Origin of the sequence: Pseudomonas sp. IT-P74 (genome assembly GCF_949768175.1) — a bacterium.
In the GTDB taxonomy this organism is placed as follows: Bacteria; Pseudomonadota; Gammaproteobacteria; order Pseudomonadales; family Pseudomonadaceae; genus Aquipseudomonas.
Window position 1 is genome coordinate 138805 of sequence record NZ_CATKQD010000005.1, and the last position, 24122, is coordinate 162926.

Annotated in this window: 21 protein-coding genes; 12 read left to right on the plus strand and 9 right to left on the minus strand. The window is 61.0% G+C overall.

Annotated elements, in window-relative coordinates:
• Positions 1-107 precede the first annotated feature (107 nt).
• On the plus strand, positions 108-632 hold the full coding sequence (locus ACM6J5_RS05210; RefSeq protein WP_150671813.1) for a DUF6586 family protein: 525 nt from the start codon (positions 108-110) through the stop codon (positions 630-632).
• Positions 633-726: 94 nt separating this feature from the next.
• Complete coding sequence (locus ACM6J5_RS05215) at positions 727-960, plus strand: hypothetical protein (protein ID WP_046041430.1); 234 nt, start codon at positions 727-729, stop codon at positions 958-960.
• 93 nt (positions 961-1053) lie between these two features.
• On the opposite strand, the gene sulA is transcribed toward ACM6J5_RS05215, so the two are convergent.
• Positions 1054-1530, minus strand: coding sequence for an SOS-induced cell division inhibitor SulA (gene sulA, locus ACM6J5_RS05220; protein WP_007991406.1), 477 nt, complete (start codon positions 1528-1530; stop codon positions 1054-1056).
• 10 nt (positions 1531-1540) lie between these two features.
• The gene (gene lexA / locus ACM6J5_RS05225; protein ID WP_007995278.1) at positions 1541-2149 is read right to left on the minus strand and encodes a transcriptional repressor LexA; all 609 of its coding nucleotides are present in this window, start codon (positions 2147-2149) and stop codon (positions 1541-1543) included.
• A 229-nt stretch (positions 2150-2378) separates the two neighbouring features.
• Between lexA and ACM6J5_RS05230 the strand changes: the two genes are divergently transcribed.
• From ACM6J5_RS05230 to ACM6J5_RS05240, 3 genes are all read left to right on the plus strand, one after another.
• Positions 2379-3086 (plus strand): TetR/AcrR family transcriptional regulator, encoded by a 708-nt coding sequence (locus ACM6J5_RS05230; protein WP_007974041.1) that lies wholly within the window; start codon positions 2379-2381, stop codon positions 3084-3086.
• A 158-nt stretch (positions 3087-3244) separates the two neighbouring features.
• On the plus strand, positions 3245-4255 hold the full coding sequence (nagZ, locus tag ACM6J5_RS05235) for a beta-N-acetylhexosaminidase (RefSeq protein WP_414927953.1): 1011 nt from the start codon (positions 3245-3247) through the stop codon (positions 4253-4255).
• 12 nt (positions 4256-4267) lie between these two features.
• Positions 4268-5005, plus strand: coding sequence for an S-methyl-5'-thioinosine phosphorylase (locus tag ACM6J5_RS05240; protein ID WP_007991412.1), 738 nt, complete (start codon positions 4268-4270; stop codon positions 5003-5005).
• Positions 5006-5145: 140 nt separating this feature from the next.
• Here ACM6J5_RS05240 and ACM6J5_RS05245 read toward each other — a convergent pair whose 3' ends face one another.
• From ACM6J5_RS05245 to mfd, 3 genes are read right to left on the minus strand one after another with little or no spacing between them, the layout of a single operon-like run.
• Positions 5146-7839 carry an SNF2-related protein gene (locus tag ACM6J5_RS05245; RefSeq protein WP_414927954.1) on the minus strand — a complete coding sequence of 898 codons (2694 nt, stop codon included), beginning with the start codon at positions 7837-7839 and terminating at the stop codon, positions 5146-5148.
• A gap of 6 nt (positions 7840-7845) precedes the next feature.
• Positions 7846-8424, minus strand: a complete 579-nt coding sequence (locus ACM6J5_RS05250; protein WP_414927955.1) for a CsiV family protein — start codon at positions 8422-8424, stop codon at positions 7846-7848.
• 10 nt (positions 8425-8434) lie between these two features.
• Positions 8435-11884 carry a transcription-repair coupling factor gene (gene mfd / locus ACM6J5_RS05255; RefSeq protein ID WP_095943310.1) on the minus strand — a complete coding sequence of 1150 codons (3450 nt, stop codon included), beginning with the start codon at positions 11882-11884 and terminating at the stop codon, positions 8435-8437.
• Between the two features lie 363 nt (positions 11885-12247).
• Between mfd and ACM6J5_RS05260 the strand changes: the two genes are divergently transcribed.
• From ACM6J5_RS05260 to sthA, 3 genes are all read left to right on the plus strand, one after another.
• On the plus strand, positions 12248-13711 hold the full coding sequence (locus tag ACM6J5_RS05260; RefSeq protein ID WP_414927956.1) for a glyceraldehyde-3-phosphate dehydrogenase: 1464 nt from the start codon (positions 12248-12250) through the stop codon (positions 13709-13711).
• A gap of 213 nt (positions 13712-13924) precedes the next feature.
• A complete protein-coding gene (locus tag ACM6J5_RS05265) occupies positions 13925-14950 on the plus strand; it encodes an FAD:protein FMN transferase (protein WP_414927957.1) in 1026 nt (341 codons plus the stop codon).
• Positions 14951-15157: 207 nt separating this feature from the next.
• Positions 15158-16552 carry a Si-specific NAD(P)(+) transhydrogenase gene (gene sthA, locus ACM6J5_RS05270; protein WP_007984277.1) on the plus strand — a complete coding sequence of 465 codons (1395 nt, stop codon included), beginning with the start codon at positions 15158-15160 and terminating at the stop codon, positions 16550-16552.
• A 42-nt stretch (positions 16553-16594) separates the two neighbouring features.
• Here the strand turns inward: sthA and ACM6J5_RS05275 are convergent, their stop codons facing one another.
• Together ACM6J5_RS05275 and ACM6J5_RS05280 are read right to left on the minus strand one after the other, a co-directional pair.
• Positions 16595-17317 (minus strand): glycerophosphodiester phosphodiesterase, encoded by a 723-nt coding sequence (locus ACM6J5_RS05275; protein ID WP_414927958.1) that lies wholly within the window; start codon positions 17315-17317, stop codon positions 16595-16597.
• 14 nt (positions 17318-17331) lie between these two features.
• Positions 17332-17913 carry a PilZ domain-containing protein gene (locus tag ACM6J5_RS05280; RefSeq protein WP_414927959.1) on the minus strand — a complete coding sequence of 194 codons (582 nt, stop codon included), beginning with the start codon at positions 17911-17913 and terminating at the stop codon, positions 17332-17334.
• Between the two features lie 94 nt (positions 17914-18007).
• Here ACM6J5_RS05280 and ACM6J5_RS05285 point away from each other — a divergent pair, with 94 nt between their 5' ends.
• The 3 genes from ACM6J5_RS05285 to ACM6J5_RS05295 all read left to right on the plus strand — a co-directional run bounded on the left by ACM6J5_RS05285 (position 18008) and on the right by ACM6J5_RS05295 (position 21257).
• Positions 18008-19258 carry a lipoprotein-releasing ABC transporter permease subunit gene (locus tag ACM6J5_RS05285; RefSeq protein ID WP_414927960.1) on the plus strand — a complete coding sequence of 417 codons (1251 nt, stop codon included), beginning with the start codon at positions 18008-18010 and terminating at the stop codon, positions 19256-19258.
• Between the two features lie 7 nt (positions 19259-19265).
• Positions 19266-19949 (plus strand): lipoprotein-releasing ABC transporter ATP-binding protein LolD, encoded by a 684-nt coding sequence (gene lolD, locus ACM6J5_RS05290; RefSeq protein ID WP_162831855.1) that lies wholly within the window; start codon positions 19266-19268, stop codon positions 19947-19949.
• A 63-nt stretch (positions 19950-20012) separates the two neighbouring features.
• Positions 20013-21257 (plus strand): lipoprotein-releasing ABC transporter permease subunit, encoded by a 1245-nt coding sequence (locus tag ACM6J5_RS05295; protein WP_095943314.1) that lies wholly within the window; start codon positions 20013-20015, stop codon positions 21255-21257.
• A gap of 104 nt (positions 21258-21361) precedes the next feature.
• Here the strand turns inward: ACM6J5_RS05295 and ACM6J5_RS05300 are convergent, their stop codons facing one another.
• Complete coding sequence (locus tag ACM6J5_RS05300) at positions 21362-22711, minus strand: heavy metal sensor histidine kinase (protein ID WP_414927961.1); 1350 nt, start codon at positions 22709-22711, stop codon at positions 21362-21364.
• A complete protein-coding gene (locus tag ACM6J5_RS05305; RefSeq protein WP_095943317.1) occupies positions 22711-23391 on the minus strand; it encodes a heavy metal response regulator transcription factor in 681 nt (226 codons plus the stop codon). The genes ACM6J5_RS05300 and ACM6J5_RS05305 overlap by 1 nt, the downstream gene beginning before the upstream one ends.
• A gap of 155 nt (positions 23392-23546) precedes the next feature.
• On the opposite strand from ACM6J5_RS05305, the gene ACM6J5_RS05310 reads away from it, so the two are divergent.
• Positions 23547-24083: a plastocyanin/azurin family copper-binding protein gene (locus ACM6J5_RS05310; RefSeq protein WP_095943318.1), complete on the plus strand. Its 537-nt coding sequence runs from the start codon at positions 23547-23549 to the stop codon at positions 24081-24083.
• Positions 24084-24122: the final 39 nt, after the last annotated feature.

The following is a 24122-nucleotide window of genomic DNA, read 5'->3' on the forward strand; positions in this document are numbered from 1 at the left end:
TGAAGGCCCGCGTCATCGTTGACGACCATCGTCGGAACGCCGCCCGGAGCAAGCTCGCTCCTACATGACCTGCATGAAGCTATTATTTCGTTGTGGAGGCTGCCGTCATGGCCCACGAACTGTATACCCGCACCAATCAGAAGATTTATTTCGCCGGCTTGTCGCTCGAAGCGCTGGCCCGCACTGAAGAAGGGCGGGCGATGAATTCGCTGGCGCTGATCCAGGCTGGGCGCGAATCCGCGCTGTTTCACCTGTACGGCGCGCTGTTGGGCTTGTGTCACGAGATCGCCGGTTTCTATCGCTTGCCTCAGGCCAATGCGCCCCGTGCGGAGTTGTTGCTGACTCGCGAGGTGCTGGACACCATCGCCATCCCGGAAATGGCTGAGCTGGTCGAACTGGCCAATAATCCGGAAACCTGGCTGGCCAAGCTGTTGGCCGCCCATGCTGCATTGTTTCAGCCGCCGCGCGCGCCCCACAAGCCGAAAGGGGACGTGACCCAGCCCCTGATCCTGGCTGTCAATCTGGATGAAGAGGAAGCGCCGCAAGAACTGAGTCGGGAGGAGCTGGAGAGCTGGCGTCAGAACCTGAAAGCATTGGCGATCCGCTTTCGCGAAGGTCTGAACGAGTGCTGACAGAAACAGTTTCGGGATGGCATCTGGTCAAGATCCCGAGCGAAGCCTGGCCGATGCCTATATAATCCCCGCCTTTCGTGGAGAACAGTCCTTTATGCCAACGTCCTTTCTAGAAATTGTCGAGTTACCAGACGGCCGTATCGAGCTGCGCAGGGCCGAGGACGAGGGTTCTCTGGTTACTTTGGATTTCTCCGAGGACGCCAAGGCATTCCTGCAGGGGCAGCACGTGGAAGTCGCCAAGGCGATGTTGAGCGTGGGTGTTCAGATGGCAGGTCGCCTGGTTGAAGGCGAATTCGACAAGGAAGAGGGGTCGCGGGTTCTTCATTGACCCCCGTCTGTCGCTTTTCTTGATATCGTTACTCATCGGCTTCTCTGTCCCTGGAGAAGCCTTGCGCGGTGAAGCGCGCGTCTTGCCTGCCGGTTAACCCAGTCGAATATTCAGGCTCTGAGCGTCCCCGGTGCGGGCGGCGCTGATCAGTTGTTGCCGCGATTGGGGGCTCAACGGGTTGATCCAGCTGACCACCGTGTGGCTACGACCCAGGCGCAGAGCTTCGCAGGTCAGTTGCTGGGCGCTCTGGGTGCCCCGCGGTTGCAGCAGCAGAATGCGCTCGCGGTTGAGTCCGGCATCTCGCAACCAGGCTTGAGTCAGGCTGGCGGGCGGCGCGATCAGTGTCAGCCAGCGTGCGTCCTGGTCCTGGCTCAATTCCCTGAGGATCGGTGCCAGGAGGCTCAGGCAGTTCCCGGCTGCACCACGCAGTGACAGCTCGCTGAAAACGTCAGGTTCGGCGCTCCAGGGGGACTCGACTACGTCTTTCAGAATCGGCGCCAATGGCTGTGCCATGAACGCTTCGAACAACGGCAGTTGGGTTTGCTGTGGTGATGTCTGTGGGAACTGCATGGTGCCTCCTTTAGCGGCGAATGACGCCGACACTCAAGCCTTCTATCACCAGTTCCTGGTCTTGAAGGTTCACTTCAATAGGGGCGAACTCGGGGTTCTCGGCGATCAGCCAGACTTTGCTGCCGTCACGCTTGAAGCGCTTGACGGTCACTTCGTCGCCGATTCGCGCCACCACGATCTGGCCGTTGCGGGCTTCGCGGGTGGTGTGGACCGCCAGCAGGTCGCCGTCGAAAATGCCGATATCCTTCATGCTCATCCCGTGGACACGCAGCAGGTAGTCGGCGCGCGGATGGAAGAAGGCAGGGTTGATGTTGCAGGACTCTTCGATGTGTTGCTGCGCAAGAATCGGGGCGCCGGCTGCGACCCGGCCAATGATCGGCAGGGTGGAATCGTCGGCCTTGGCTTCGAAACCGGGGATGCGAATGCCACGGGAGGCGCCAGGCGTCATCTCGATTGCACCCTTGCGGGCCAGTGCCTTGAGGTGTTCTTCCGCCGCATTGGGCGACTTGAAACCCAATTCCTGAGCGATTTCCGCACGGGTGGGTGGATACCCGTTGTCTTCCAGGCAGCGTTTGATGAAGGCCAGAATCTCTGCTTGTCGTGGCGTCAGCTTTAGCATATCGATCGCTCTGTTTTTTTATACAGTGACTGGGATTATATACAGTAAGGCGGTCTTGGCAATGCTCCATTTTTCAGTCGCCGCCGGACGGTCGAACAGTCAGTGGATTGAAGCCTGGCTGTTGTGTGGTTAAATGTCTGACCGACCATTCCCGAAACGAACTGCCAGACTTGACAATGCACAGGCTGAAACGTATGTTTCAAACAAGTGTTTGTCAGGCGGAGTAGCCATGGCCCAGTCGGAAACCGTTGAACGCATTCTTGATGCCGCCGAGCAGTTGTTCGCGGAAAAAGGTTTCGCCGAAACCTCGTTGCGTCTGATCACCAGCAAGGCGGGTGTCAACCTGGCGGCGGTGAACTATCACTTCGGTTCGAAGAAAGCGTTGATCCAGGCGGTTTTCTCGCGGTTCCTCGGGCCGTTCTGCATCAGCCTCGATAAAGAGCTGGAGCGGCGTCAGGCCAAGCCTGAAATCAAGCCGACACTCGAAGAGTTGCTGGAAATCCTCGTCGAGCAGGCGCTGGTGGTGCAGCCGCGCAGCGGCAACGACCTGTCTATCTTCATGCGCTTGCTGGGGCTGGCGTTCAGTCAGAGCCAGGGGCACTTGCGTCGTTATCTGGAAGACATGTACGGCAAGGTGTTCCGCCGCTACATGATGTTGGTCAACGAAGCGGCGCCACGTATTCCACCCATCGAACTGTTCTGGCGCGTGCACTTCATGCTGGGTGCGGCGGCGTTCAGCATGTCCGGTATCAAGGCCTTGCGTGCGATTGCCGAAACCGATTTCGGCGTGAACACCTCCATCGAGCAGGTCATGCGCCTGATGGTGCCGTTCCTGGCTGCCGGCATGCGCGCCGAATCCGGCGTTACCGACACGGCCATGGCCACGGCCCAGTTGCGTCCACGTAGCAAATCGACACCGGTTGCCGCCAAGGTTTAACCGCACACGGGTGGGCGCGGCAGCTGACATCCGCTAAGCTAGCCGCCCATGCCGACTCTCGTTCTGAACCCGTTTCCCATTGAAATCGCCGACCTGCCGGGCGCAGCGTCTGGCGGCGAATTCGTGTGGGCCGGGTTTTCTGTTATCAAGGAATTTTTATGACTGCTGGCTTGCAAGGCTCGTTGATGGTGGACGTCGCCGGTACCTGGCTGACGGCTGAAGATCGCCAATTGTTGCGCCAACCCGAAGTGGGTGGCCTGATCATCTTTGCCCGCAACATCGAGCATCCGCGTCAAGTGCGCGAGCTGAGTGCGGCCATTCGCGCCATTCGTCCCGATCTGCTGCTGGCAGTGGATCAAGAGGGCGGCCGCGTGCAGCGCCTGCGCCAGGGTTTCGTGCGCTTGCCCGCCATGCGCGCCATTGCCGACAACCCGAACGCCGAATACCTGGCCGAGCAGTGTGGCTGGATTATGGCGACCGAAGTGTTGGCCGTTGGCCTGGACCTGAGCTTCGCTCCGGTGCTCGACCTCGACTACCAGCGCAGCGCCGTTGTCGGCACCCGTTCGTTCGAAGGTGATCCCGAGCGCGCGGCCTTGCTCGCGGGTGCGTTTATCCGCGGCATGAACAGCGCCGGAATGGCCGCCACCGGCAAGCATTTCCCTGGTCATGGCTGGGCCGAGGCTGACTCCCACGTCGCGATTCCCAACGACGAACGCAGTCTCGACGAGATCCGCGCCAATGACCTGGTGCCGTTTGCCAAACTGAGCAAGCAACTGGCCGCGGTCATGCCGGCCCACGTCATTTATCCACAAGTCGATTCCCGGCCCGCTGGCTTCTCCCGCCGCTGGTTGCAGGACATCCTGCGCGGCGAGTTGCAGTTCGATGGCGTGATCTTCAGTGACGACCTGTCCATGGCGGGCGCTCACGTGGTCGGCGATGCCGCCAGCCGTATCGAAGCGGCGCTGACTGCCGGTTGCGACATGGGCCTGGTGTGCAACGATCGCGCTGCCGCCGAACTGGCCCTGAGCGCTGCGCAGCGCCTGAAGGTCAAGCCTTCCGAGCGTATCGCGCGGATGCGCGGCCAGTCGTTTGCCAACGTCGAATACCGTCAAGACCCGCGCTGGCTGGCCGCTGTCGGCGCGCTCAAAGAAGCTCAATTGATTGATTAAGGACTGTTCGTTATGACGGTTTACGCGATTATCGGTGGCACAGGCCTGACTCAACTCGAAGGCCTGAGCATTCGCCAGTCACTGGCAGTGGACACACCTTATGGCGCACCTTCGGCCGAAGTGCAGATCGGCGAATATGCCGGCAAGGAAGTGCTGTTCCTCGCGCGTCACGGTCATCCGCACCGCTTTCCGCCGCATCAGGTCAACTACCGCGCCAACCTCTGGGCGCTGAAGCAGGCCGGTGCCGAAGCCATTCTGGCGGTCAACGCCGTGGGCGGCATCCATGCCGCAATGGGCACCGGGCATTTCTGCGTGCCGCATCAGTTGATCGACTACACCAGCGGTCGTGAGCACACCTACTTTGCCGATGACCTGGAACACGTTACCCATATCGACTTCAGCTACCCCTACAGCGAACCGTTGCGTCAGCAACTGATTGCGGCATTGGCGGCGGAAGGCGTGGGCTATAGCAGCCATGGCGTGTATGCCTGTACTCAAGGGCCGCGCCTTGAGACTGTGGCTGAAATCGCCCGGCTGGAGCGCGATGGCTGCGACATCGTCGGCATGACCGGTATGCCGGAAGCGGCATTGGCCCGTGAACTGGAACTGGACTACGCCTGTCTGGCGCTGGTGGTGAACCCGGCGGCGGGCAAATCGACGGCGGTGATCACCATGGCCGAGATCGAGCAGGCGTTGCATGACGGCATGGGCAAGGTGAAATCGACGCTGGCGCGGGTGCTCAAGGGTTGAGCCCCGCTTGATACCGAGTTGACTTCATCGCGAGCAAGCTCGCTCCCACAGGTTCGGTGGCGTTCGTCGAATTTGCATTCGACGCGGTCAATGTGGGAGCGAGCCTGCTCGCGAAGAGGTCGGTTCAGACGCCGAAAGTCTCAGCGTTTTTCAAGGTTTTCCGGCAGCGGCGCAAACAGTGCCTCGATATCATCGTTCTGCAGCTTCCAGTCCCCGGCCTTGCGCCCATCCAGCACGCCTGCCGCTAGGTCGGATTTTTCCTTTTGCAGGTGTTGAATCTTCTCTTCGACCGTGCCGCGCGCAATCAACTTATAGACGAACACCGGTTTCTCCTGGCCGATGCGATACGCCCGGTCGGTCGCCTGGTTTTCCGTCGCCGGGTTCCACCACGGATCGTAATGAATCACCGTGTCCGCTTCGGTCAGGTTCAGGCCAACGCCACCGGCCTTCAGGCTGATCAGAAAAATCTGACGCTTGCCGCTCTGGAATTCCTTCACCGGGGTGCGGCGGTCGCGGGTCTGGCCAGTCAGCAGAGCGTAGGCCACGCCGCGTTTGTTCAGTTCGTCTTCGATCAGCGACAGCATCGAAGTGAACTGCGAGAACAGCAGGATCCGCCGACCTTCCTCGAACAATTCCTCGAGCATTTCCATCAGACTGTCGAGCTTGCCCGACGTGCTGCCACGGCTTGGCAGGGTCGCCTCGTTGACCAGGCGTAAATCGCAGCACACCTGGCGCAGCTTGAGCAGGGCTTCGAGAATGATGATCTGGCTGCGGGCCACGCCTTTGCGAGTGATCTCGTCGCGGACTTTCTTGTCCATGGCCAGGCGCATGGTTTCGTACACGTCGCGCTGGGCTTCGTTGAGTTCGACCCAGTGGATGATCTCGGTTTTCGGCGGCAACTCGGTGGCCACCTGTTCCTTGGTGCGGCGCAGCAGGAAAGGTTTGATCCGGCCGTTGAGGTGCTGGAGCCTGACTTCGCTGGTGCGTTTTTCAATCGGCACGCGGTAATCGCGGTTGAAGCTTTTGACGTCGCCCAGCCAGCCGGGCAAGAGGAAGTGAAACAGCGACCAGAGTTCGCCGAGATGATTTTCCAGCGGCGTGCCGCTCAGGCACAGGCGCTGTCGGGCATTGAGCTCGCGGGCAGCCTGTGCAGCCTTGCTGTTCGGGTTCTTGATGTACTGCGCTTCGTCCAGCACCAGTATGTGCAAGGGCTGCGCCGCCAGACGTTCGACATCCTTGGGCAGCAGCGCATAGGTGGTCAGGATCAGATCGTAGTCAGCCAGCTTGTCGAAGTGCTTTTTACGGCTGGCACCGTATAGCGCCAGTACCTTGAGCTGCGGTGTAAAGTGCGCCGCTTCGTCGAGCCAGTTGGGGATCAGGCTGGTCGGCATTACCACCATGCACGGCCGATCCAGGCGACCGGCGTTCTTCTCGCTCAGTACGTGCGCCAGTGTCTGCAGGGTTTTGCCCAGGCCCATGTCGTCCGCGAGAATTCCACCCACTTCCAGCTGTCGCAACGACTGCATCCAGCTCAAGCCTTCGAGCTGATATGGACGCAGCGTCGCATTCAGGCCGTCCGGGGCGATGGCCGTGTGATCCTTGATGTCGCGCAGGCGCTGGGCGAAGGTGCGGATCTGTTCACCACCCTCCCAGAGCAGCGGCATGTCTTCCAGCGGGTTCAGGCGCGTGGCATCGGCCTTGCTCAGGCGCAGCGTGGTGTCGCCGGGTTCCTGCAGGTAGAACTCGCCGAGGGTGGCCAGCACCGGCTTCAAGCGGCCGAAGGGCAGGGCGACCTGCAATGGGCCGTGCTCGGAGTTCGGGCGGTTGGGGATGTTGACCAGGATCAGCTCGTCGTCGCGGCGTCGGGCAAGGCGTTCCGGGTTGAGGATTTCGGTGTGGGAGCGCATCAGGTTGAGCAGGATCGGCAACAGGCTCAGGCGTTCGCCGTTGACGATGATCCCCAGTTCCAGATCGAACCAGTCGCGTTCCGGAGCCTGTTCGACCGTGGCGTACCAGTCGTCTACCGCCGTCAGGTCGAAACCGAAGTCCTCGTCGATCTGCAATTCCCAGCCCTGGGTGCGCAACTTCGGCAGTTCATTGAGGGTAAAGGTCAGCCAGGCGCTGTCATTGACCATCTCGAACAACTCGCCGGCGCTTTCCGGCAAGGCCTTGCTTTGCCGGGTGGCGACTTTGAAGCCGAGGATTCGCAGCTGTTCCCGGTAGGACTGTTCCACTTCCGGGTGGCGTTTTATCCGCAGCGTCTGGGTTTCCTGGCGAATCAGGATGTCGGTGTTTTTCTGCCCGCAAACGTACTCATCCAGATAACTGAAGGACAGTGCCGCTCGATGCTGGATGTAGCGTTGCATCCGGCCGTTGCGCGGTTCGAATGCGCTGAATTCGATGCTGGCCAGCCACAGGCGCGGTACCGGTTGAACATTGTCGACCAGCACTTGTGGTGGGGCCTTTGGGCTGCGGTTTTCCAGGACTGCCTGGAGCTTTTCCAGGAGTTCGGCGTCTTTGGCAGCGGCGGGGTAGTCGAGGGTTTCCTGTACTTGCAGGAGCACCGCCGCGCAATGTTTGCAGTTGCTGTGGACCGGACAGGAGCAGGTGGCGTCGACCATCAGCAGCGTGCCTTTGGCTGACTCGCGCAGGCGAATGGTCTGACGATAAACGTTACCACCAGAGCCTTCGCAGGCGGCGACGATGGTTGCGTCGCCGGCCTCGACGATCCTGACGCGATTCTCCAGCGCGTAACGGCGACCACGCTCCAGGCTCTGTTCCTTGAATCGGCTGACCCAGGACGGTGCGAGGGGTTTGCTCAGGGTCGCGGACATAGGGAATCAGTCCGGAATTTCTTCGGGAGCTGCTCGGGGTGCGGGGGCGGTCAGCGAGGTGATCTTGATCAACAGGCCGAGGTGGCCGTTATCGAGAAAATTCAACTGGCCGTTCTTGGTGTGGCTTTCCTGTTTCAGGCGCTCGCTGGCGGTCACCATGCCATTGGCATCGATCTGGTTGACCCAGAAATCGGCGTCGACGTCGGTAAAGCGTCCCAGTTTCATGTTCAGTGTGCCCTCGATCGGGAACTGACCATATTGTTCCTTACCGTCGCTGACCGCCACTTTGCTGGCCGTTTCGCCGAGGGGCTGTTGCCAGGCCTTGTGCAGCAACACGGTGTAGTCAGCGCTGCTGGTGAGTTTTTCCACCTCGCCATTGAGGCTTGGCGTGCGCAGGCTGTCGGGGCTGACCGGTTGGGCGCCCGCCGCCCAGTCTTCCGGCGCGGCGCGGCTGACTATCGCCGGCACGGCGTTTTGACGGACCAGAATCATTTCGACCTGATACAGGTCATCGGCAAATGCCGTGGGTGCAATCAGTGCTGGCACCAACAGGGTCAGCAAGGTCAGGGAGCGAAACAGGCGCATGCGGCGTCCTTCAAGCAGTTTTCGGAACGAGGCGCTCGAACAGCGCCTCTACAGTATTAAAGCGCTCTTCCGGGCGCTCCATCGGAACCATGAACTTGAACATCGTGGCGCCTTCGAATTTGTAGCGTTTTGGCTGGCTCTGGATCAGTTTGATCAGGGTCAGCGGGTCGACCGGCGTCTGTGCGGCGAACTCGACGCGACCGCCTTGTGGGCCGCCATCGACTTTCTTGATGCCCAGTTGTTCGGCCTGCAATTTCAATGCAGTGATGCGGATCAGGTTCTTGGTCGGCTCCGGCAACAGGCCGAAACGGTCGATCATCTCCACCTGCAAATCCTTGAGGCCGTCCTCGTCGGTGGCCGAGGCAATGCGCTTGTAGAGAATCAGGCGGGCGTGGACATCCGGCAGATAGTCTTCGGGAATCAACGCCGGTACCCGCAAGTTGACTTCCGGGCCGCCGCCGAGCGGTTGATCGAGGTTCGGCTGCTCGCCCTTGCGGATCGACTTCACCGCGCGCTCGAGCATTTCCATGTACAGCGTGAAGCCGACTGCCTGGATCTGCCCGCTCTGGCCGTCGCCGAGCAATTCGCCGGCGCCACGGATTTCCAGGTCGTTGGTGGCGAGCACGAAGCCCGCGCCGAGGTCCTGGGTATTGGCAATCGCTTCCAGGCGCTTTTCCGCGTCCGGGGTGATTTGCTGGCGTGGCGGCGTCAGTAGATAGGCGTACGCCTGGTGGTGGCTGCGTCCGACCCGGCCGCGCAACTGGTGCAACTGTGCCAGGCCGAACTTGTCGGCACGCTCGATGATGATGGTGTTGGCGCTCGGTACGTCGATACCGGTCTCGATGATGGTCGAGGCGATCAGCACGTTGAAGCGCTTGTGATAGAAATCGCTCATCACCTGTTCGAGATCGCGTTCGCGCATCTGCCCGTGACCGATGCCGATCCGTGCTTCCGGCACCAGTTCGGCGAGGTCGGCGGCGCATTTCTCGATGGTCTTCACGTCGTTGTGCAGGTAATAGACCTGACCGCCACGCAGCAACTCACGCAGCAGGGCCTCTTTGACCGTGCTCTTGTTCTGTTCCATGACGAAGGTGCGTACCGACAGGCGACGGGCCGGCGGCGTGGCGATGATCGACAGGTCGCGCATGCCCGACACCGCCATGTTCAGCGTGCGCGGAATCGGCGTGGCGGTCAGGGTCAGGATGTCGACTTCGCTGCGCAGGGCCTTGAGCTGTTCTTTCTGGCGCACGCCGAAACGGTGTTCCTCGTCGATGATCACCAGGCCGAGGTTTTTGATCTTCACGTCGTCCTGCAGCAGCTTGTGGGTGCCGATGACGATGTCGATCTTGCCTTCGGCCAGGTCCGCGACCGCCGCATTCACTTCCTTGGCCGACTTGAAACGGCTCATCACTTCCACGGTCACCGGCCAGTCGGCGAAACGGTCGCGGAAGCTGTTGTAGTGCTGCTGGGCGAGCAGGGTGGTCGGCACCAGAATCGCCACTTGGCGACCGCCATGCACGGCGATGAACGCGGCGCGCATCGCCACTTCAGTCTTGCCGAAACCGACGTCGCCGCACACCAGGCGATCCATCGGCTTGGGCGCAAGCATGTCTTCGCGTACCGCTTCGATGGTGGTTTGCTGGTCCGGGGTTTCTTCGAACGGGAAGCCGGCGCTGAAGGTGGCGTAGTCGGCTTTCGGATCGGCAAAGGCATAACCTTCGCGGGCGGCGCGACGGGCGTAGATATCGAGCAACTCGGCGGCCACGTCTCGTACCTGCTCGGCGGCTTTGCGCTTGGCTTTCTGCCAGGTCTCGGAACCGAGGCGGTGCAGCGGGGCCAAGGCATCGTCGCTGCCGGTGTAGCGGGCGATCAGGTGCAGGTTGGCCACCGGCACATAGAGCTTGGCGCCTTCGGCGTATTCCAGGGCGAGGAATTCAGCGGTCTGGCTGTCGATTTCCAGGGTCGCCAGGCCCAGGTAGCGGCCGACGCCGTGGTCGATGTGCACCACCGGCGCGCCCTCGCGCAGCTCGGTGAGGTTCTTGATGACGGCATCGTTGTTGGCATCGGCGCGTTTTTCGCGGCGACGGCGCTGCATTACGCGCTGGCCGAACAACGGGCTTTCGGCGACGAGGGCCAGGGCCGGGTCGTCGAGCAGCAAGCCTTCGTCGAGCGGTGCGATGGTGATCGCCAGGCGTTCCTTGCCGGCGACAAAGTCCGGCCAGCTGTCGACGGTTTTCGGTCGCAGCTTCAGACGTTCCAGCAGCTCCAGCAACACTTCGCGGCGGCCTGCCGATTCGGCGGTAAACAGCACGCGACCGGGGAACTGGTCGAGGAAGTCGGCCAGTGCCGCCAACGGTTGAGTGGCCTTGGCTTCGATCGCCAGGTTGGGCAACTCGCGAGCCGGGAAGCGCTCGCGACCGCCACCGCTTTCTACATCCTGTTGACTGGCCACCACGCGCGGCCAGTTTTTCAGGCGCGCGAAGCAGTCTTCCACCGGCAGGAACAGTTCGGCGGGCGGTAATAAAGGGCGGGACGGGTCGACGCGGCGTTCTTCATAGCGATTGCGCACATCGTTCCAGAAGTTTTCCGCGGCCTGCTCAATGCCCGGCAGGGAAAACACTTGCGTGTCCTGGGGCAGGTAATCGAACAGTGTTGAGGTTTCTTCGAAGAACAGCGGCAGGTAGTACTCGATGCCGGCCGGGGTAATCCCGCTGCTCAAGTCCTGGAAGATCGGGCAGCGGCGGAAGTCGACGTCAAAACGCTCGCGGAACCGCGCCTTGAAGCGAGTGACCGCTTCTTTTTGCAGCGGGAATTCCTTGGCCGGCAACAGCTTGACCGAGTCGACTTTGTCGATCGAACGCTGGTTCTCCGGGTCGAAGGTGCGCAGGGTTTCGATTTCGTCGTCGAACAGATCGATGCGATATGGCAGTTTGCTGCCCATCGGGAACAGATCGATCAGCGAACCGCGAACGGTGAACTCGCCGTGTTCATACACCGTATCAACGTAGCGATAACCCGTGGCTTCAAGCCGGGTGCGCATTTGCTCGACGTCGAGTTTCTGGCCGATATCCAGCACCAGGCTGCTGCCGAGCAGGAATTTGGTCGGCGCGAGGCGGTGCAGGGCGGTCGTGATCGGCACCACCAGCACGCCATGGCTCAGTTCCGGCAGCCGGTACAGGCTGGCGATGCGCTGGGAAATGATGTCCTGGTGCGGCGAAAACAGGTCGTAGGGCAGGGTTTCCCAGTCGGGGAAGTGCAGTACGGGCAAATCCGGGGCGAAGAAACCCAGCTCCTGTTCCAGCCGTTCGGCACTTTGGCTGTCGGCGGTCAGTAGCAGGGTAAAGCGCTTGGCAGCGCTGGCGGCCTCGGCGATGGCCAGGCTCAGGGCGGCACCGGGCAGGTTGCCCCAGTGCTGTTTACCTGCCGCGGCAGGGAGAAGCGGTAGACGCAGAACGGGCACGGAAGGTTGAGCTCCAAGCGTTGCGACAAAGTCGGCAATTGTAGCGGTCAACGATGCCGCCTGTCAGTTGCTGACTGCGCCTAAAGCACGGGTTTGGTGAAATGTAGTGGTAAAGACAAAATTCAACGGTTTTTTGCCAGGAATTACTGAATATGTAGTGGCAAAAACAACGAGTGTTACGGAGGGTTACGGACAACGAGGCGCGGCCTCCAAAAAATTGACTGCGCTGAAAGCCCCGGTTTTATTGGCTTTGCGCGGGGCGTAATTTTTTTGAACGACGAATTGTTACGTAAAGCACGACGGGCGCGCATTGCTACCGCTGTCACTCGGCGGCATAATGTAGCCCCTTTTTTCTGCCCCTACATGTGGAAGGTTCCCGTGACTCAGAAGCCCGACCAGTGTCTTGGTGAATGGATCGACCGTGAAGCACTCGCAGAAGCGATGATTCCGCTTATCGGTCAGCTCTACCGCAATAACAACGTGGTGAGCTCGATCTATGGCCGCAGCCTGATCAATCGTTCAGTCATTGCGATTCTCAAAGCTCACCGCTTTGCTCGTCACCGTCAGTCCGACGAAAGCGAGCTGTCCGTCCACGAAACATTCCCGCTGATCAAGGCGATGAGCGAACTCAAGCTCGGCGCCGCTTCGGTGGACCTGGGCAAGCTGGCGGCCAAATTCAAGGCCGAAGGCAATGGCCGTACTGCCGAGCAGTTCGTCCGTGAAGAACTGGCCTACGTGGTTGGCCAGCAAAACGCATCGGCCCGCAAAGGCACCGACGTTGTCCTCTACGGCTTCGGTCGTATCGGCCGTCTGCTGGCGCGCATCCTGATCGAGAAAACCGGTGGTGGCGACGGCCTGCGCCTGCGCGCCATCGTTGTCCGCAAGGGCGCCGAGAACGACCTGGTCAAGCGTGCCAGCCTGCTGCGCCGCGACTCGGTCCATGGCCCGTTCGATGGCACCATCACCATCGATGAAGCCAACAACACCATCACCGCCAACGGCAACCTGATCCAGGTTATCTACGCCAAGAGCCCGGCCGAAGTCGACTACACCCAGTACGGCATCGAAAACGCTCTGATCGTCGACAACACCGGTGTATGGCGTGACGCTGACGGCCTGGGCCAGCACCTGGCCTGCCCGGGCGCTGCCCGCGTGATCCTCACCGCACCTGGCAAGGGCGCGCTGAAGAACATCGTGCATGGCATCAACCATGGCGAAATCACCCCTGACGACAAGATCATTTCGGCGGCTTCCTGCACCACCAACGCCATCGTGCCGGTGCTCAAGGCAGTCAACGACAAGTACGGCATCGTCAACGGTCACGTCGAAACCGTTCACTCGTTCACCAACGACCAGAATCTGATCGACAACTTCCACAAGGGCAGCCGTCGTGGCCGCGCCGCGCCGCTGAACATGGTCATCACCGAGACCGGTGCCGCCACCGCAGCCGCCAAGGCGCTGCCAGTGCTCAAGGGCAAGCTGACCGGCAACGCGATTCGCGTGCCTACGCCGAACGTGTCGATGGCCATCCTGAACCTGAACCTTGAAAAGGCCACCACTCGCGAAGAGATCAACGAGTACCTGCGCCAGATGGCCATGCACTCGGATCTGCACAAGCAGATCGACTACGTGAGCTCCCAGGAAGTGGTTTCCACCGACTTCGTTGGTTCGCGCCACGCAGGCGTAGTGGACGCTGAAGCGACCATCACCCAGGATAACCGCGTTGTTCTGTACGTTTGGTACGACAACGAGTTCGGTTACAGCTGTCAAGTGGTTCGCGTGATGGAAGACATGGCCGGTGTAAACCCGCCAGCATTCCCGCGCTAAGCCTTAGCTGCACATGAAAACGCCCCGACTTTGGTCGGGGCGTTTTTGTTTGTGTGTTTCTGTAGGAGCGAGCTTGCTCGCGAAAAAATCACAGGCAGCGCGGTTTTCCAGGTGGCACGCGTCATCATTCACGTCCTTCGCGGGCGAGCCCGCTCCTACAGAGGTGGCGCATAATGGCGTGCCATGGCGTTGTGTCAGGGGAATCGTCGGGAGATGCAGTATTTGTGGATTAGGTGGCGGGGCATTTTCTTTGTGCTGTTCGGCATATTGGCAGCCTGCGGCAGCGGCGACACTCTGGAAACCTTCGGCGGCCCGACCATGGGCAGCACTTATTCGATCAAGTATGTGCGCCATGCCGGCCTTCCGGCGCCGGACGAGGTCCGCGTCCAGGTTGAGCAGATCCTCGCTGACATTGACCGGCAAATGTCGACCTACCGCAGCGACTCGGACATCGAACGCTTCAATGCATTGCCTGCCAACGGTTGTCAGGTTATGCCGGCGTCGATCCTCGAATTGGTCCGCGTGGGCGAGCAACTGTCAGTGCAAAGCGACGGTTCCTACGATCTGACGGTGGAGCCGTTGCTCAATCTCTGGGGATTTGGTCCGCAGGCCCGCGAGGAAAAGGTCCCGACCACCGAAGCGCTCGCCGAAGCCAGAAAGCGCGTCGGTCACCAGCACTTGCGTATCGAGGGCGACCGGTTGTGCAAGGACGCCGCCGTCGAGGTCGACTTCAACAGCGTCGCCGCCGGTTATGCGGTGGACGCGATTGCCGCAAGACTCGAGGCGATGGGCGTTCGCGATTATCTCGCCGAAGTGACGGGCGAACTCAAGGCGTCCGGCAAGAAGGCTGATGGCTCGCCATGGCGCATTGCGCTGGAAGAGCCACGGGATGATCGGCAGGTGGCCGAGCGCGTCATTGTTGTCGACGGCTATGGCCTGTCCACCTCCGGCGACTATCGTAATTACTTCGAGCAGGACGGCCAGCGTTTTTCCCACACCTTCGATGCCCGCACCGGTGCGCCAGTCTCACACCGCCTGGCGTCGGTCACGGTGATTCATCCTTCGGCGTTGATGGCCGATGGCTTATCGACGCTGTTGCTGATTCTTGGTCCTGCGCGCGGTTGGGACTACGCAGAAGAACACGATATCGGCGCATTTTTTGTGATTCGTGCCGATACAGGTTTCGTCACACGCAGCAGTCACGCTTTTGAGCGCCTCAGTGGCAAAAAAACCGAATGATTTAGGCGATTTGAGCATTGAAAACTGGCGTTGTGGTGCAGGCAAAAGTAGCCTACGACGCGACCAAGGGTTAATGTGCGCGGCGTTGACGCTTCTATAGACTGTGTCCGGGTTCTGCACTGGCCCCAAATTGTTCCTTCATGCCACGCGTTGGCGTGATTTAGCCGCAGGTGCCGAGGGTGCCGCGGCCTGTTCTGAGGAGTACGCATGGCTGTCTACAACTACGACGTGGTGGTGTTGGGTTCCGGCCCGGCGGGGGAAGGCGCGGCAATGAACGCCGCCAAGGCAGGGCGCAAGGTGGCGATGGTCGATAGCCGTCGCCAGGTCGGCGGCAACTGCACTCACTTGGGCACCATCCCGTCCAAGGCACTGCGTCACTCGGTGCGGCAGATCATGCAGTTCAACACCAACCCGATGTTCCGGGCCATCGGTGAGCCGCGCTGGTTCTCGTTCCCGGACGTGTTGAAAAGCGCCGAGAAAGTCATTTCCAAACAAGTGGCTTCGCGTACCGGCTACTACGCCCGTAACCGCGTCGACGTGTTCTTCGGCACCGGCAGCTTCGCCGACGAGCAAACCATCGAAGTGGTCTGCGCCAACGGCGTGGTCGAAAAACTGGTGGCCAAGCACATCATCATCGCCACCGGTTCGCGTCCTTATCGCCCGGCGGACATCGATTTCCACCACCCGCGTATCTACGATAGCGACACCATCCTCAGCCTCGGCCACACCCCGCGTAAACTCATCGTTTACGGCGCCGGCGTGATCGGTTGCGAATACGCCTCGATCTTCAGCGGCCTGGGTGTATTGGTTGAGCTGGTGGACAACCGTGGTCAACTGCTGAGCTTCCTCGACTCGGAAATTTCCCAGGCGTTGAGTTATCACTTCAGCAACAACAACATCACGGTTCGCCACAACGAAGACTACGACCGCGTCGAAGGCGTGGACAATGGCGTGATCCTGCACCTCAAGTCCGGCAAGAAGATCAAGGCCGACGCCTTGCTCTGGTGCAACGGTCGTACCGGCAACACCGATCAGCTGGGTCTGGAAAACATCGGCGTAAAGGTCAACAGCCGTGGCCAGATCGAAGTCGACGAGGCGTACCGAACCTGCGTGCCGAACATCTATGGCGCTGGCGACGTGATCGGTTGGCCGAGCCTGGCCAGTGCCGCCCACGACCAGGGCCGTTCGGCCGCTGGCAGCATCGTCGATAACGGTAGCTGGCGTTTCGTGAATGACGTGCCGACCGGCATCTACACCATTCCGGAGATCAGCTCGATCGGCAAGAACGAGCAGGAGCTGACCCAGGCCAAGGTGCCGTACGAAGTGGGCAAGGCCTTCTTCAAGAGCATGGCGCGGGCGCAGATCGCCGGCGAGCCGCAAGGCATGCTGAAGATCCTGTTCCACCGCGAAACCCTGGAAGTGCTGGGCGTTCACTGCTTCGGTTATCAGGCGTCGGAGATCGTGCACATCGGTCAGGCGATCATGAACCAGCCGGGCGAACTGAACACGCTGAAGTATTTCGTCAACACCACGTTCAACTACCCGACCATGGCCGAAGCCTATCGGGTAGCGGCGTATGATGGCCTCAACCGGCTTTTTTGACGGGCTCCGGCCGGTGGCCTGAGCCGGCCGGGGAGACCGATTTCAGCAATTCTCGAGCGTGGCAGTGGCCAAACCGGGAAAGTCTGTAATCAGGCTGTCAACGCCGAAGTCGGCGAGCCTGCGCATCAGCGCGGGCTCGTTGACGGTCCACACCGACACATGCAGCCCCTGACGCTGCGCCCTTTGCAGGCGTTCCGGCGTGCACAGGGTCCAGTTCAGCGCCAGGATCTCACAGCCATAGCTGGCCGCGACCTTCAGCGGGTCGAGCCAGGCGTACTCCGCCACCAGCCCGCGGGATACGTCCGGCACCAGTTCCAGTGCGGCCTTGAGCACTTCACGGGAGCTCGAGGTGATGGTCACCTTGTCCAGCAGGCCATGACGCTGCACCATTTCACGGATCGCCAGCACGGTGGTCGCGGCACGCATCCTCGATGCGCTTTTGACTTCCAGCTGCCAGTGATCGAAGTCGCACTTCTCGAACAGTTCTTCCAGCGTCGGAATCGGGCACGGCTTGATCCAGCCCGGGCCACCCTTGCGTGCGTCATACGTCACAAGCTCGGCCGCCGTGTGTTCGACGACCTTGCCGCGGCGGTCCGTGGTGCGCTTGAGGGTCGGGTCGTGGATGACCATCAACTCGCCGTCCATGGACAGGTGCAGGTCCAGTTCGCAGCGACGCACGCCGTGTTTGAGACATTCCTGAAAGCTGATCAGGGTGTTTTCCGGTGCTTCGCCCTTGGCGCCGCGATGGCCGTAGATGAGGGTCACGGTTCTTCCTTAAATTAATTGCCTGGTTCGAGTTGTTCGCGGGCCAGGCGTCGTTCCTGGGCCTGCTTTTGCAAGATGTGGCGGGCCAGCAGCTGGCGCTGGGCGTCGGTCAGGTGTTCGAACTCGGTACCGATGTCATAGCCATCGCCCTTGCGATCGCAATGGGTGACGCGGGCGCGCAGCAGCAGGCCCAGGGCTTGCGGCATCAGCACCAGCTTGACCGACAGGCGTGCGCCGATGGCAAGGGATGAGGGATGCTGAAAGTCGATGCCGCCTTCGGAGATGATCACCGGTTGCGGTTCGCCGATCTGCCCGAGTACTGTCAGAGCGACGACCTGGCCCAGCAAATCGATGCGTTTGTTCTGGGATTTGAGGAATGCGGCGGTCGTGCGGTCGCGTTCGCTGATCTGGCGCAACAGGTGTTGCGACTCGAATTCGCTCAGGTGCAGTTCGCTGAGCAAGTTGAAGAGTGGTGAAGCATCCTGCAACACTTCATGGCCTGCGGCTTCAGAAGCGGACAGGGGCCGAATTTCCAGTGCGATCGTATCCTCGATACGGTAGTATTCGCGGCGATCTTCTTCATCTAATGTCGACATGGCGAACCCATGGTAGCGGCGGTGGTCTGAGTGTAAAGCTGGTTATCGACCCCCGCCACAAGGACGTTCCTTTTCCCTCCGAACAAGCCCCGACATGTTCAGACCTCTCTTCGTATTTATCGGCACGCGTTACACCCGTGCAAAGCGTCGCAATCATTTTGTGTCATTCATTTCCCTGACTTCGATGATCGGGCTCGCCCTTGGCGTGGTCGTGATGATCGTGGTGCTGTCGGTGATGAACGGCTTCGATCATGAGATGCGCACCCGCGTGCTGGGCATGGTGCCCCACGCGACCATCGAGTCCGGCGAGGCGATCAGCGATTGGCAAAGCCTTGCGGCCAAGGTCAAGCAGAACCCGCAGGTGACGGCCGTGGCGCCGTTTACCCAGATGCAGGGCTTGCTGACCAACAACGGCAAGGTCTCGAAAGTCCTGCTCAATGCCATCGACCCTGCCCAAGAGCACCAGGTGTCGATCATCGATCAATTCATGACCCAGGGAAAACTCGACGACCTGGTGCCGGGCGAGTTCGGCATCGTCATCGGCGACAAGGCCGCGGCCAAGCTCGGTGCCGTGATCGGCGACAAGCTGACCTTCGTCGCGCCCGAAGTCACCGTGACCCCGGCCGGGATGTTTCCACGCATGAAGCGCTTTACCGTGGTCGGCATCTTCCATGTCGGCGCCGGTGAGCTCGATGGCTATCTTGGCGTCACCAACCTGCAGGATCTGGCCCGGCTGCACCGCTGGAAACCGGATCAGGTCCAGGGCCTGCGCCTGAAGTTCGACGATTTGTTCCAGGCACCGCGCACCGCGTGGAGCATCGCCCGCGATCTCGGTGAAGACCGCTTCTACGCCCGCGACTGGACCCGCACCCACGGCAACCTGTACCAGGCGATCCGCATGGAAAAAGCCATGATCGGGCTGTTGCTGCTGCTGATTGTCGCGGTCGCCGCGTTCAACATCATTTCCACGCTGGTGATGGTGGTGAACGACAAGAAGGGCGACATCGCGATCCTGCGTACGCTGGGCGCCACGCCGGGCACGATCATGCGCACGTTCATGGTGCAAGGCACCGTCATTGGCGTGGTCGGCACGGCCATTGGCGCCGTGGTCGGGATCTTCGCCGCGTTGAACGTCAGCGCCGCGATCTCGGCCCTCGAAGGCCTGATCGGGCACAAGTTCCTCAACGCCGACGTGTACTTCATCGATTACCTGCCGTCGCAGGTGCAGAGCCAGGACGTGGTGATGGTCTGCTCCGCGGCGTTGGTCCTGAGTTTCCTCGCCACCCTGTATCCAGCCTGGCGTGCCGCGCGCACCCAGCCTGCGGAGGCGCTACGTTATGAGTGAGTCGGGCATGAGTGATAAAGCAATCTTGAGCTGCCGCAGCCTGGGCAAGTCCTACGAGGAAGGCCCGGAATCGGTGGAAGTGTTGGCCGGCCTGCAACTGGAGTTGCACCCGGGAGAGCGTGTGGCGATTGTCGGCAAGTCGGGCTCGGGCAAAAGTACCTTGCTCAATCTGCTGGGCGGCCTCGATACACCCACCAAGGGCAGCGTCTGGCTCGACGGTGAAGAACTGTCGGCGCTGAGCGAGAAGAAACGCGGTCTGCTGCGTAATCGTGCCCTCGGCTTCGTGTACCAGTTCCACCACCTGCTGCCGGAATTCACCGCCCTGGAAAACGTCTGCATGCCGCTGCTGATCGGCAAGACCGCGATCCCTGAAGCGCGCAAGCGTGCCACGGCGTTGCTGGAGCGGGTAGGGCTGGGCCATCGCCTTGAGCACAAGCCGGCCGAATTGTCCGGTGGTGAGCGTCAGCGTGTGGCCATCGCCCGCGCCCTGGTGAACAATCCGGGCCTGGTGATGCTCGACGAGCCGACCGGCAACCTCGATTCCCACACCGCCCAGGGGATCCAGGACTTGATGCTGGAGCTCAGCACCTCGATGCGCACGGCGTTCCTGGTGGTGACCCACGACATGAACCTGGCCCGCCAGATGGATCGCGTCCTGCATTTGCAGGAAGGTTGCCTCACGCCTATCTGATTGGCTGAAACCCGATGTCTGAAAAGGCGTCGGGTCTTTTATTTATATACGGTGCCCCAGCGAATGTTCAGACCGTTATCGATCTTTATCGGCACGCGCTATACCCGCGCCAAGCGCCGCAATCGCTTTGTTTCCTTCATCTCGATGACGTCGATGATCGGCCTCGCCCTCGGCGTGCTGGCGATGATCGTGGTGTTGTCGGTGATGAACGGCTTCCAGCGCGAAATGAGCTCGCGCATCCTCGGCATGGTGCCCCACGCCACCATCGTCGGCGTCAATCCGCTTGATGACTGGAAGCCCGTGGCAGCGGCCGCGATGAAAAACCCGGAAGTGACGGCGGCGGTGCCGTTCACCGAGATGGAAGGCATGCTGTCCTACAAGGGCACGATGCAGCCGATCCAGGTCAGCGGTGTCGACCCGGCGCTCGAAGGCCAGGTGTCGATCGTCGCCAAGCACATCGTTCAAGGCAGCCTCGAAGCCCTGAAGCCGGGCGAATTCGGCGTGGTGATCGGTGAGATCACGGCGCGCCGTTTCCGCTTGAATGTCGGCGACAAGATCACCCTGATCGTGCCGGAAGTCAGCAATGCGCCGGGCGGCATCACCCCGCGCATGCAGCGGCTGAATGTGGTCGGCGTGTTCAAGGTGGGCGCCGAACTGGACGGCACCATGGCGCTGATCCACATGGCCGATGCCGCGCAAATGCAGCACTGGGAGCCGAATCAGGTGCAGAGCGTGCGCCTGGCGGTGAAGGACCTGTATGCCGCGCCGCAAGTGTCGAGCGACATCGCCACGGGGCTGGGTGCCGCCTACAAGGCTGACGACTGGACCCACACCCAGGGCAGCCTGTTCAGCGCGATGAAGATGGAAAAAACCATGATCGGCCTGCTGTTGCTGATGATCGTCGCGGTGGCGGCGTTCAACATCATCGCGACCCTGATCATGGTGGTGAACGACAAGGGCGCGGACATCGCGATCCTGCGCACCATCGGCGCTACGCCACGGCAGATCATGGCGATCTTCGTGGTGCAGGGCACGGTGATCGGCATCGTCGGCACCTTGATCGGCGGTGTGTTGGGCGTGATTGCCGCGCTGAACGTCAGCCAGATCGTGGGCTGGATCGAGCGGGTCAGTGGGCAGCACATCTTCAGTTCCGATGTGTATTTCGTTAGCAACCTGCCGTCTGAACTGCAAGGCGCGGATGTGGCGTTGATCTGCACGGCGGGCTTTGTCATGAGCTTCCTGGCCACGGTTTACCCGGCCTGGCGAGCGGCGAAGATCGAGCCGGCTCATGCGTTGAGATATTCGTAAACCTTTTGATCGCAATCGCTAGCAGGCTAGCTCCCACAGGGGGGGAGCGGCGCAGATCCAATGTGGGAGCTAGCCTGCTGGCGATGAGGCCGGAACGGCTGGCATCAATCCTTCTTGGGTAACTCGATCACAAACCGCGTCCACCCATTCTCCGATTCACAACGAATCTGCCCGCCATGGGCGCGGATGATCGACTGGGTGATGGCCAGCCCCAGTCCCGCATGTTCGCTACTGCCTTCACGACGCGCAGGATCGGCCCGGTAAAACCGGTCAAAAAGGCGCGGCAATAGATCTTCGGCAATCTGTTGGCCGGTGTTTTCAACGGTCAGGCGCAGTTCTTTCGGCTGATCGACGATTCGCACCCGAACCTCGCCATCGGCCGGCGTGAACCGCAGCGCGTTGTCCAGCAGGTTCGACAACGCCCTGCGCAACATGCTGCGGTCACCTTCGATGCGGGCATTGCCGTCACGAGTCAGTTTTACCTGCGCGTCCTCGGCCAATGGCGCAAAGAACTCCAGCAGCAGATCCGCTTCCTCCGCCAGTTCCAGTGGTTCGCATTTGGGCATTAACAAGCCGTGATCGGCTTTCGCCAGATAGAGCATGTCGTTGACCAGTTGCGCCATCCATTGCAGCTCTTCGAGGTTGCTGTGCAGGGCTTCGCGGTAGTCCTCGATGGGGCGAGGGCGGGTGAGGGTGACCTGGGTGTGGGTCAGCAGGTTCGACAATGGCGTGCGCAGTTCATGGGCAATGTCGGCGGAGAACGCGGACAGGCGCTGAAACGAGTCGTCGAGGCGTCCGAGCATGGCGTTGAAGTTGTGGGCCATTTCCGCCAGCTCCGGCGGCATGTTTTCTTCAGGCAGCCGCGAGTTCAGCGATTGCGCGGAAACACCGCTGGCCACCGCGCTGATCCGCCGTAACGGGCGCAAGCCGCTGCGCGCCGCCCAGGCGCCCAGCAGTGCGGTGGCCAGGGCTGACAGGCCGACGGTCAGCCAGATCAAATGCTGCATGCGTTGCAGAAAGTGTTGGTGGTGGGTGATGTCCAGCAACAGGGTCAGTTGCGGTGATTCGGGTTTGCCCGCGAAAAGCGGCGCATTCAGCACGCGGTAATCCGTGCCTTCATGGCTCACCGTCGACAATCCGGGTTGGCGCGGCAATGCCTGGGGAATGTTGGTCGAGCTGTCATACCAGCGCTGGCCGTCGCTGCCGGTGATTCGCAGGGGCAGGCCAGCTTGCCGACTCAATTCCTCGGCCAGTTTCACGCCACTGTCACTCGACTGAAGATCGTGCAGGGCCCGACGCAAGCCAATCAACTTGCCATCCAGCAGTTGCTGGTCGAGCTCAACGAAGTGCGCCTCGCTGGCGCGGCTGAACAGCACCCCGGCGAACAACGACACCACGGCGGTGCACGCCGCAAACAGCAGGGCCAGGCGGCTGCTCAGGGAGAGGCGGCGCATCAGGCGGGGCGCTCTTCGAGGACGTAGCCCATGCCGCGCACGGTGTGGATCAGCTTATTGGGGAATTCATCGTCGATCTTCAGGCGCAGGCGACGGATCGCCACCTCGATGACATTGGTGTCGCTGTCGAAATTCATGTCCCAGACCTGGGACGCAATCAGCGACTTGGGCAGGACTTCGCCCTGACGGCGCAGGAGCATTTCCAGCAGGGCGAACTCCTTGGCGGTCAGGTCGATACGCTGGCCGCTGCGTTCGACCCGGCGACGGATCAGGTCCAGGCGCAAATCGGCCAATTGCAGGCTGGTTTCCTGAGGCGTGGCGCTGCCGCGACGCAAGAGGCTGCGGACCCGGGCCAACAGCTCGGAGAAGGCAAATGGCTTGACCAGATAGTCATCGGCACCCAGTTCGAGGCCGTAAACCCTGTCCTCCACGGCATCACGGGCGGTCAGAAAAAGTACCGGCGTGTCCAGGCCGGCGCTGCGCACCGCTTGCAGAATCTGCCAGCCATCACGACCCGGCAGCATCACATCGAGAATCAGCAGGGCATATTCGCCGCTGAGGGCCAATTGCTGACCGGTGTTGCCGTCAGCCACCAGTTCGGTGTTGAACCCGGCCTCGGCCAGGCCCTGGCGCAGGTAATGGCCGGTTTTCGGTTGGTCTTCGACGATCAGCAGTTTCATGGGCGACTCTTGGCAAGTGGAACGAACGCTTTATACCGTGGGAAGCATTGGCACAGGGCAACCTGACAAAGTTGTAATCTGCCTGTCAGGTTGCGGGCAGTGCCGGCAGTTTAGAGTTTTGCCCATGCTGAGCCTTATCTTGTTGGAGTATGACGATGTTTTTACGCAAATCCGTGACGCAAATCCTGTGTTTGCTGGCGCTGAGCTCGCCGGTGTGGGCGGACGCCGGGCATGGCTACGATTTCGGTCAGCCAGCCCCGGCGGCCAAGGCGACCCGCAGCGTCGAATTAGTCATGGGCGACATGTCCTTCACGCCGAAGGCTATCGACATCAAGGCCGGGGAAACCGTGCGTTTCGTGCTGGTCAATAAAGGCCAGTTGTTGCATGAGTTCAACCTGGGGGATGCGGCGATGCACGCCAAACACCAGCAGGAAATGTTGCAGATGCAACAGAGCGGCATGCTGACGCCCACCGGCATGAAGGCAATGGACCACGGCAACATGACCGGCATGGACCACGGCAAAATGGACCATGGCATGAAGCATGACGACCCCAACAGCGTGCTGGTGGAGCCGGGCAAGACCGCCGAGCTGACCTGGACCTTCAGCAAGGCCACCAACCTGGAATTTGCCTGCAACATCCCCGGCCATTACCAGGCCGGCATGGTCGGCAAAGTGACTGTCAGTCAGTAAGCACTCAAAGGCGGGAGCAAAGGCTGATAGAATCCGCTG

What these genes read in the sequence shown, in the direction of transcription:
- ACM6J5_RS05210 (WP_150671813.1), top strand. Translation starts at nt 108, where the DNA reads ATGGCCCACGAACTGTATACCCGCACCAATCAGAAGATTTATTTCGCC.
- ACM6J5_RS05215 (WP_046041430.1), top strand. Translation starts at nt 727, where the DNA reads ATGCCAACGTCCTTTCTAGAAATTGTCGAGTTACCAGACGGCCGTATC.
- sulA (WP_007991406.1), bottom strand. Translation starts at nt 1,530, where the DNA reads ATGCAGTTCCCACAGACATCACCACAGCAAACCCAACTGCCGTTGTTC.
- lexA (WP_007995278.1), bottom strand. Translation starts at nt 2,149, where the DNA reads ATGCTAAAGCTGACGCCACGACAAGCAGAGATTCTGGCCTTCATCAAA.
- ACM6J5_RS05230 (WP_007974041.1), top strand. Translation starts at nt 2,379, where the DNA reads ATGGCCCAGTCGGAAACCGTTGAACGCATTCTTGATGCCGCCGAGCAG.
- nagZ (WP_414927953.1), top strand. Translation starts at nt 3,245, where the DNA reads ATGACTGCTGGCTTGCAAGGCTCGTTGATGGTGGACGTCGCCGGTACC.
- ACM6J5_RS05240 (WP_007991412.1), top strand. Translation starts at nt 4,268, where the DNA reads ATGACGGTTTACGCGATTATCGGTGGCACAGGCCTGACTCAACTCGAA.
- ACM6J5_RS05245 (WP_414927954.1), bottom strand. Translation starts at nt 7,839, where the DNA reads ATGTCCGCGACCCTGAGCAAACCCCTCGCACCGTCCTGGGTCAGCCGA.
- ACM6J5_RS05250 (WP_414927955.1), bottom strand. Translation starts at nt 8,424, where the DNA reads ATGCGCCTGTTTCGCTCCCTGACCTTGCTGACCCTGTTGGTGCCAGCA.
- ACM6J5_RS05260 (WP_414927956.1), top strand. Translation starts at nt 12,248, where the DNA reads ATGTGGAAGGTTCCCGTGACTCAGAAGCCCGACCAGTGTCTTGGTGAA.
- ACM6J5_RS05265 (WP_414927957.1), top strand. Translation starts at nt 13,925, where the DNA reads ATGCAGTATTTGTGGATTAGGTGGCGGGGCATTTTCTTTGTGCTGTTC.
- sthA (WP_007984277.1), top strand. Translation starts at nt 15,158, where the DNA reads ATGGCTGTCTACAACTACGACGTGGTGGTGTTGGGTTCCGGCCCGGCG.
- ACM6J5_RS05280 (WP_414927959.1), bottom strand. Translation starts at nt 17,913, where the DNA reads ATGTCGACATTAGATGAAGAAGATCGCCGCGAATACTACCGTATCGAG.
- ACM6J5_RS05285 (WP_414927960.1), top strand. Translation starts at nt 18,008, where the DNA reads ATGTTCAGACCTCTCTTCGTATTTATCGGCACGCGTTACACCCGTGCA.
- lolD (WP_162831855.1), top strand. Translation starts at nt 19,266, where the DNA reads ATGAGTGATAAAGCAATCTTGAGCTGCCGCAGCCTGGGCAAGTCCTAC.
- ACM6J5_RS05295 (WP_095943314.1), top strand. Translation starts at nt 20,013, where the DNA reads ATGTTCAGACCGTTATCGATCTTTATCGGCACGCGCTATACCCGCGCC.
- ACM6J5_RS05300 (WP_414927961.1), bottom strand. Translation starts at nt 22,711, where the DNA reads ATGCGCCGCCTCTCCCTGAGCAGCCGCCTGGCCCTGCTGTTTGCGGCG.
- ACM6J5_RS05305 (WP_095943317.1), bottom strand. Translation starts at nt 23,391, where the DNA reads ATGAAACTGCTGATCGTCGAAGACCAACCGAAAACCGGCCATTACCTG.
- ACM6J5_RS05310 (WP_095943318.1), top strand. Translation starts at nt 23,547, where the DNA reads ATGTTTTTACGCAAATCCGTGACGCAAATCCTGTGTTTGCTGGCGCTG.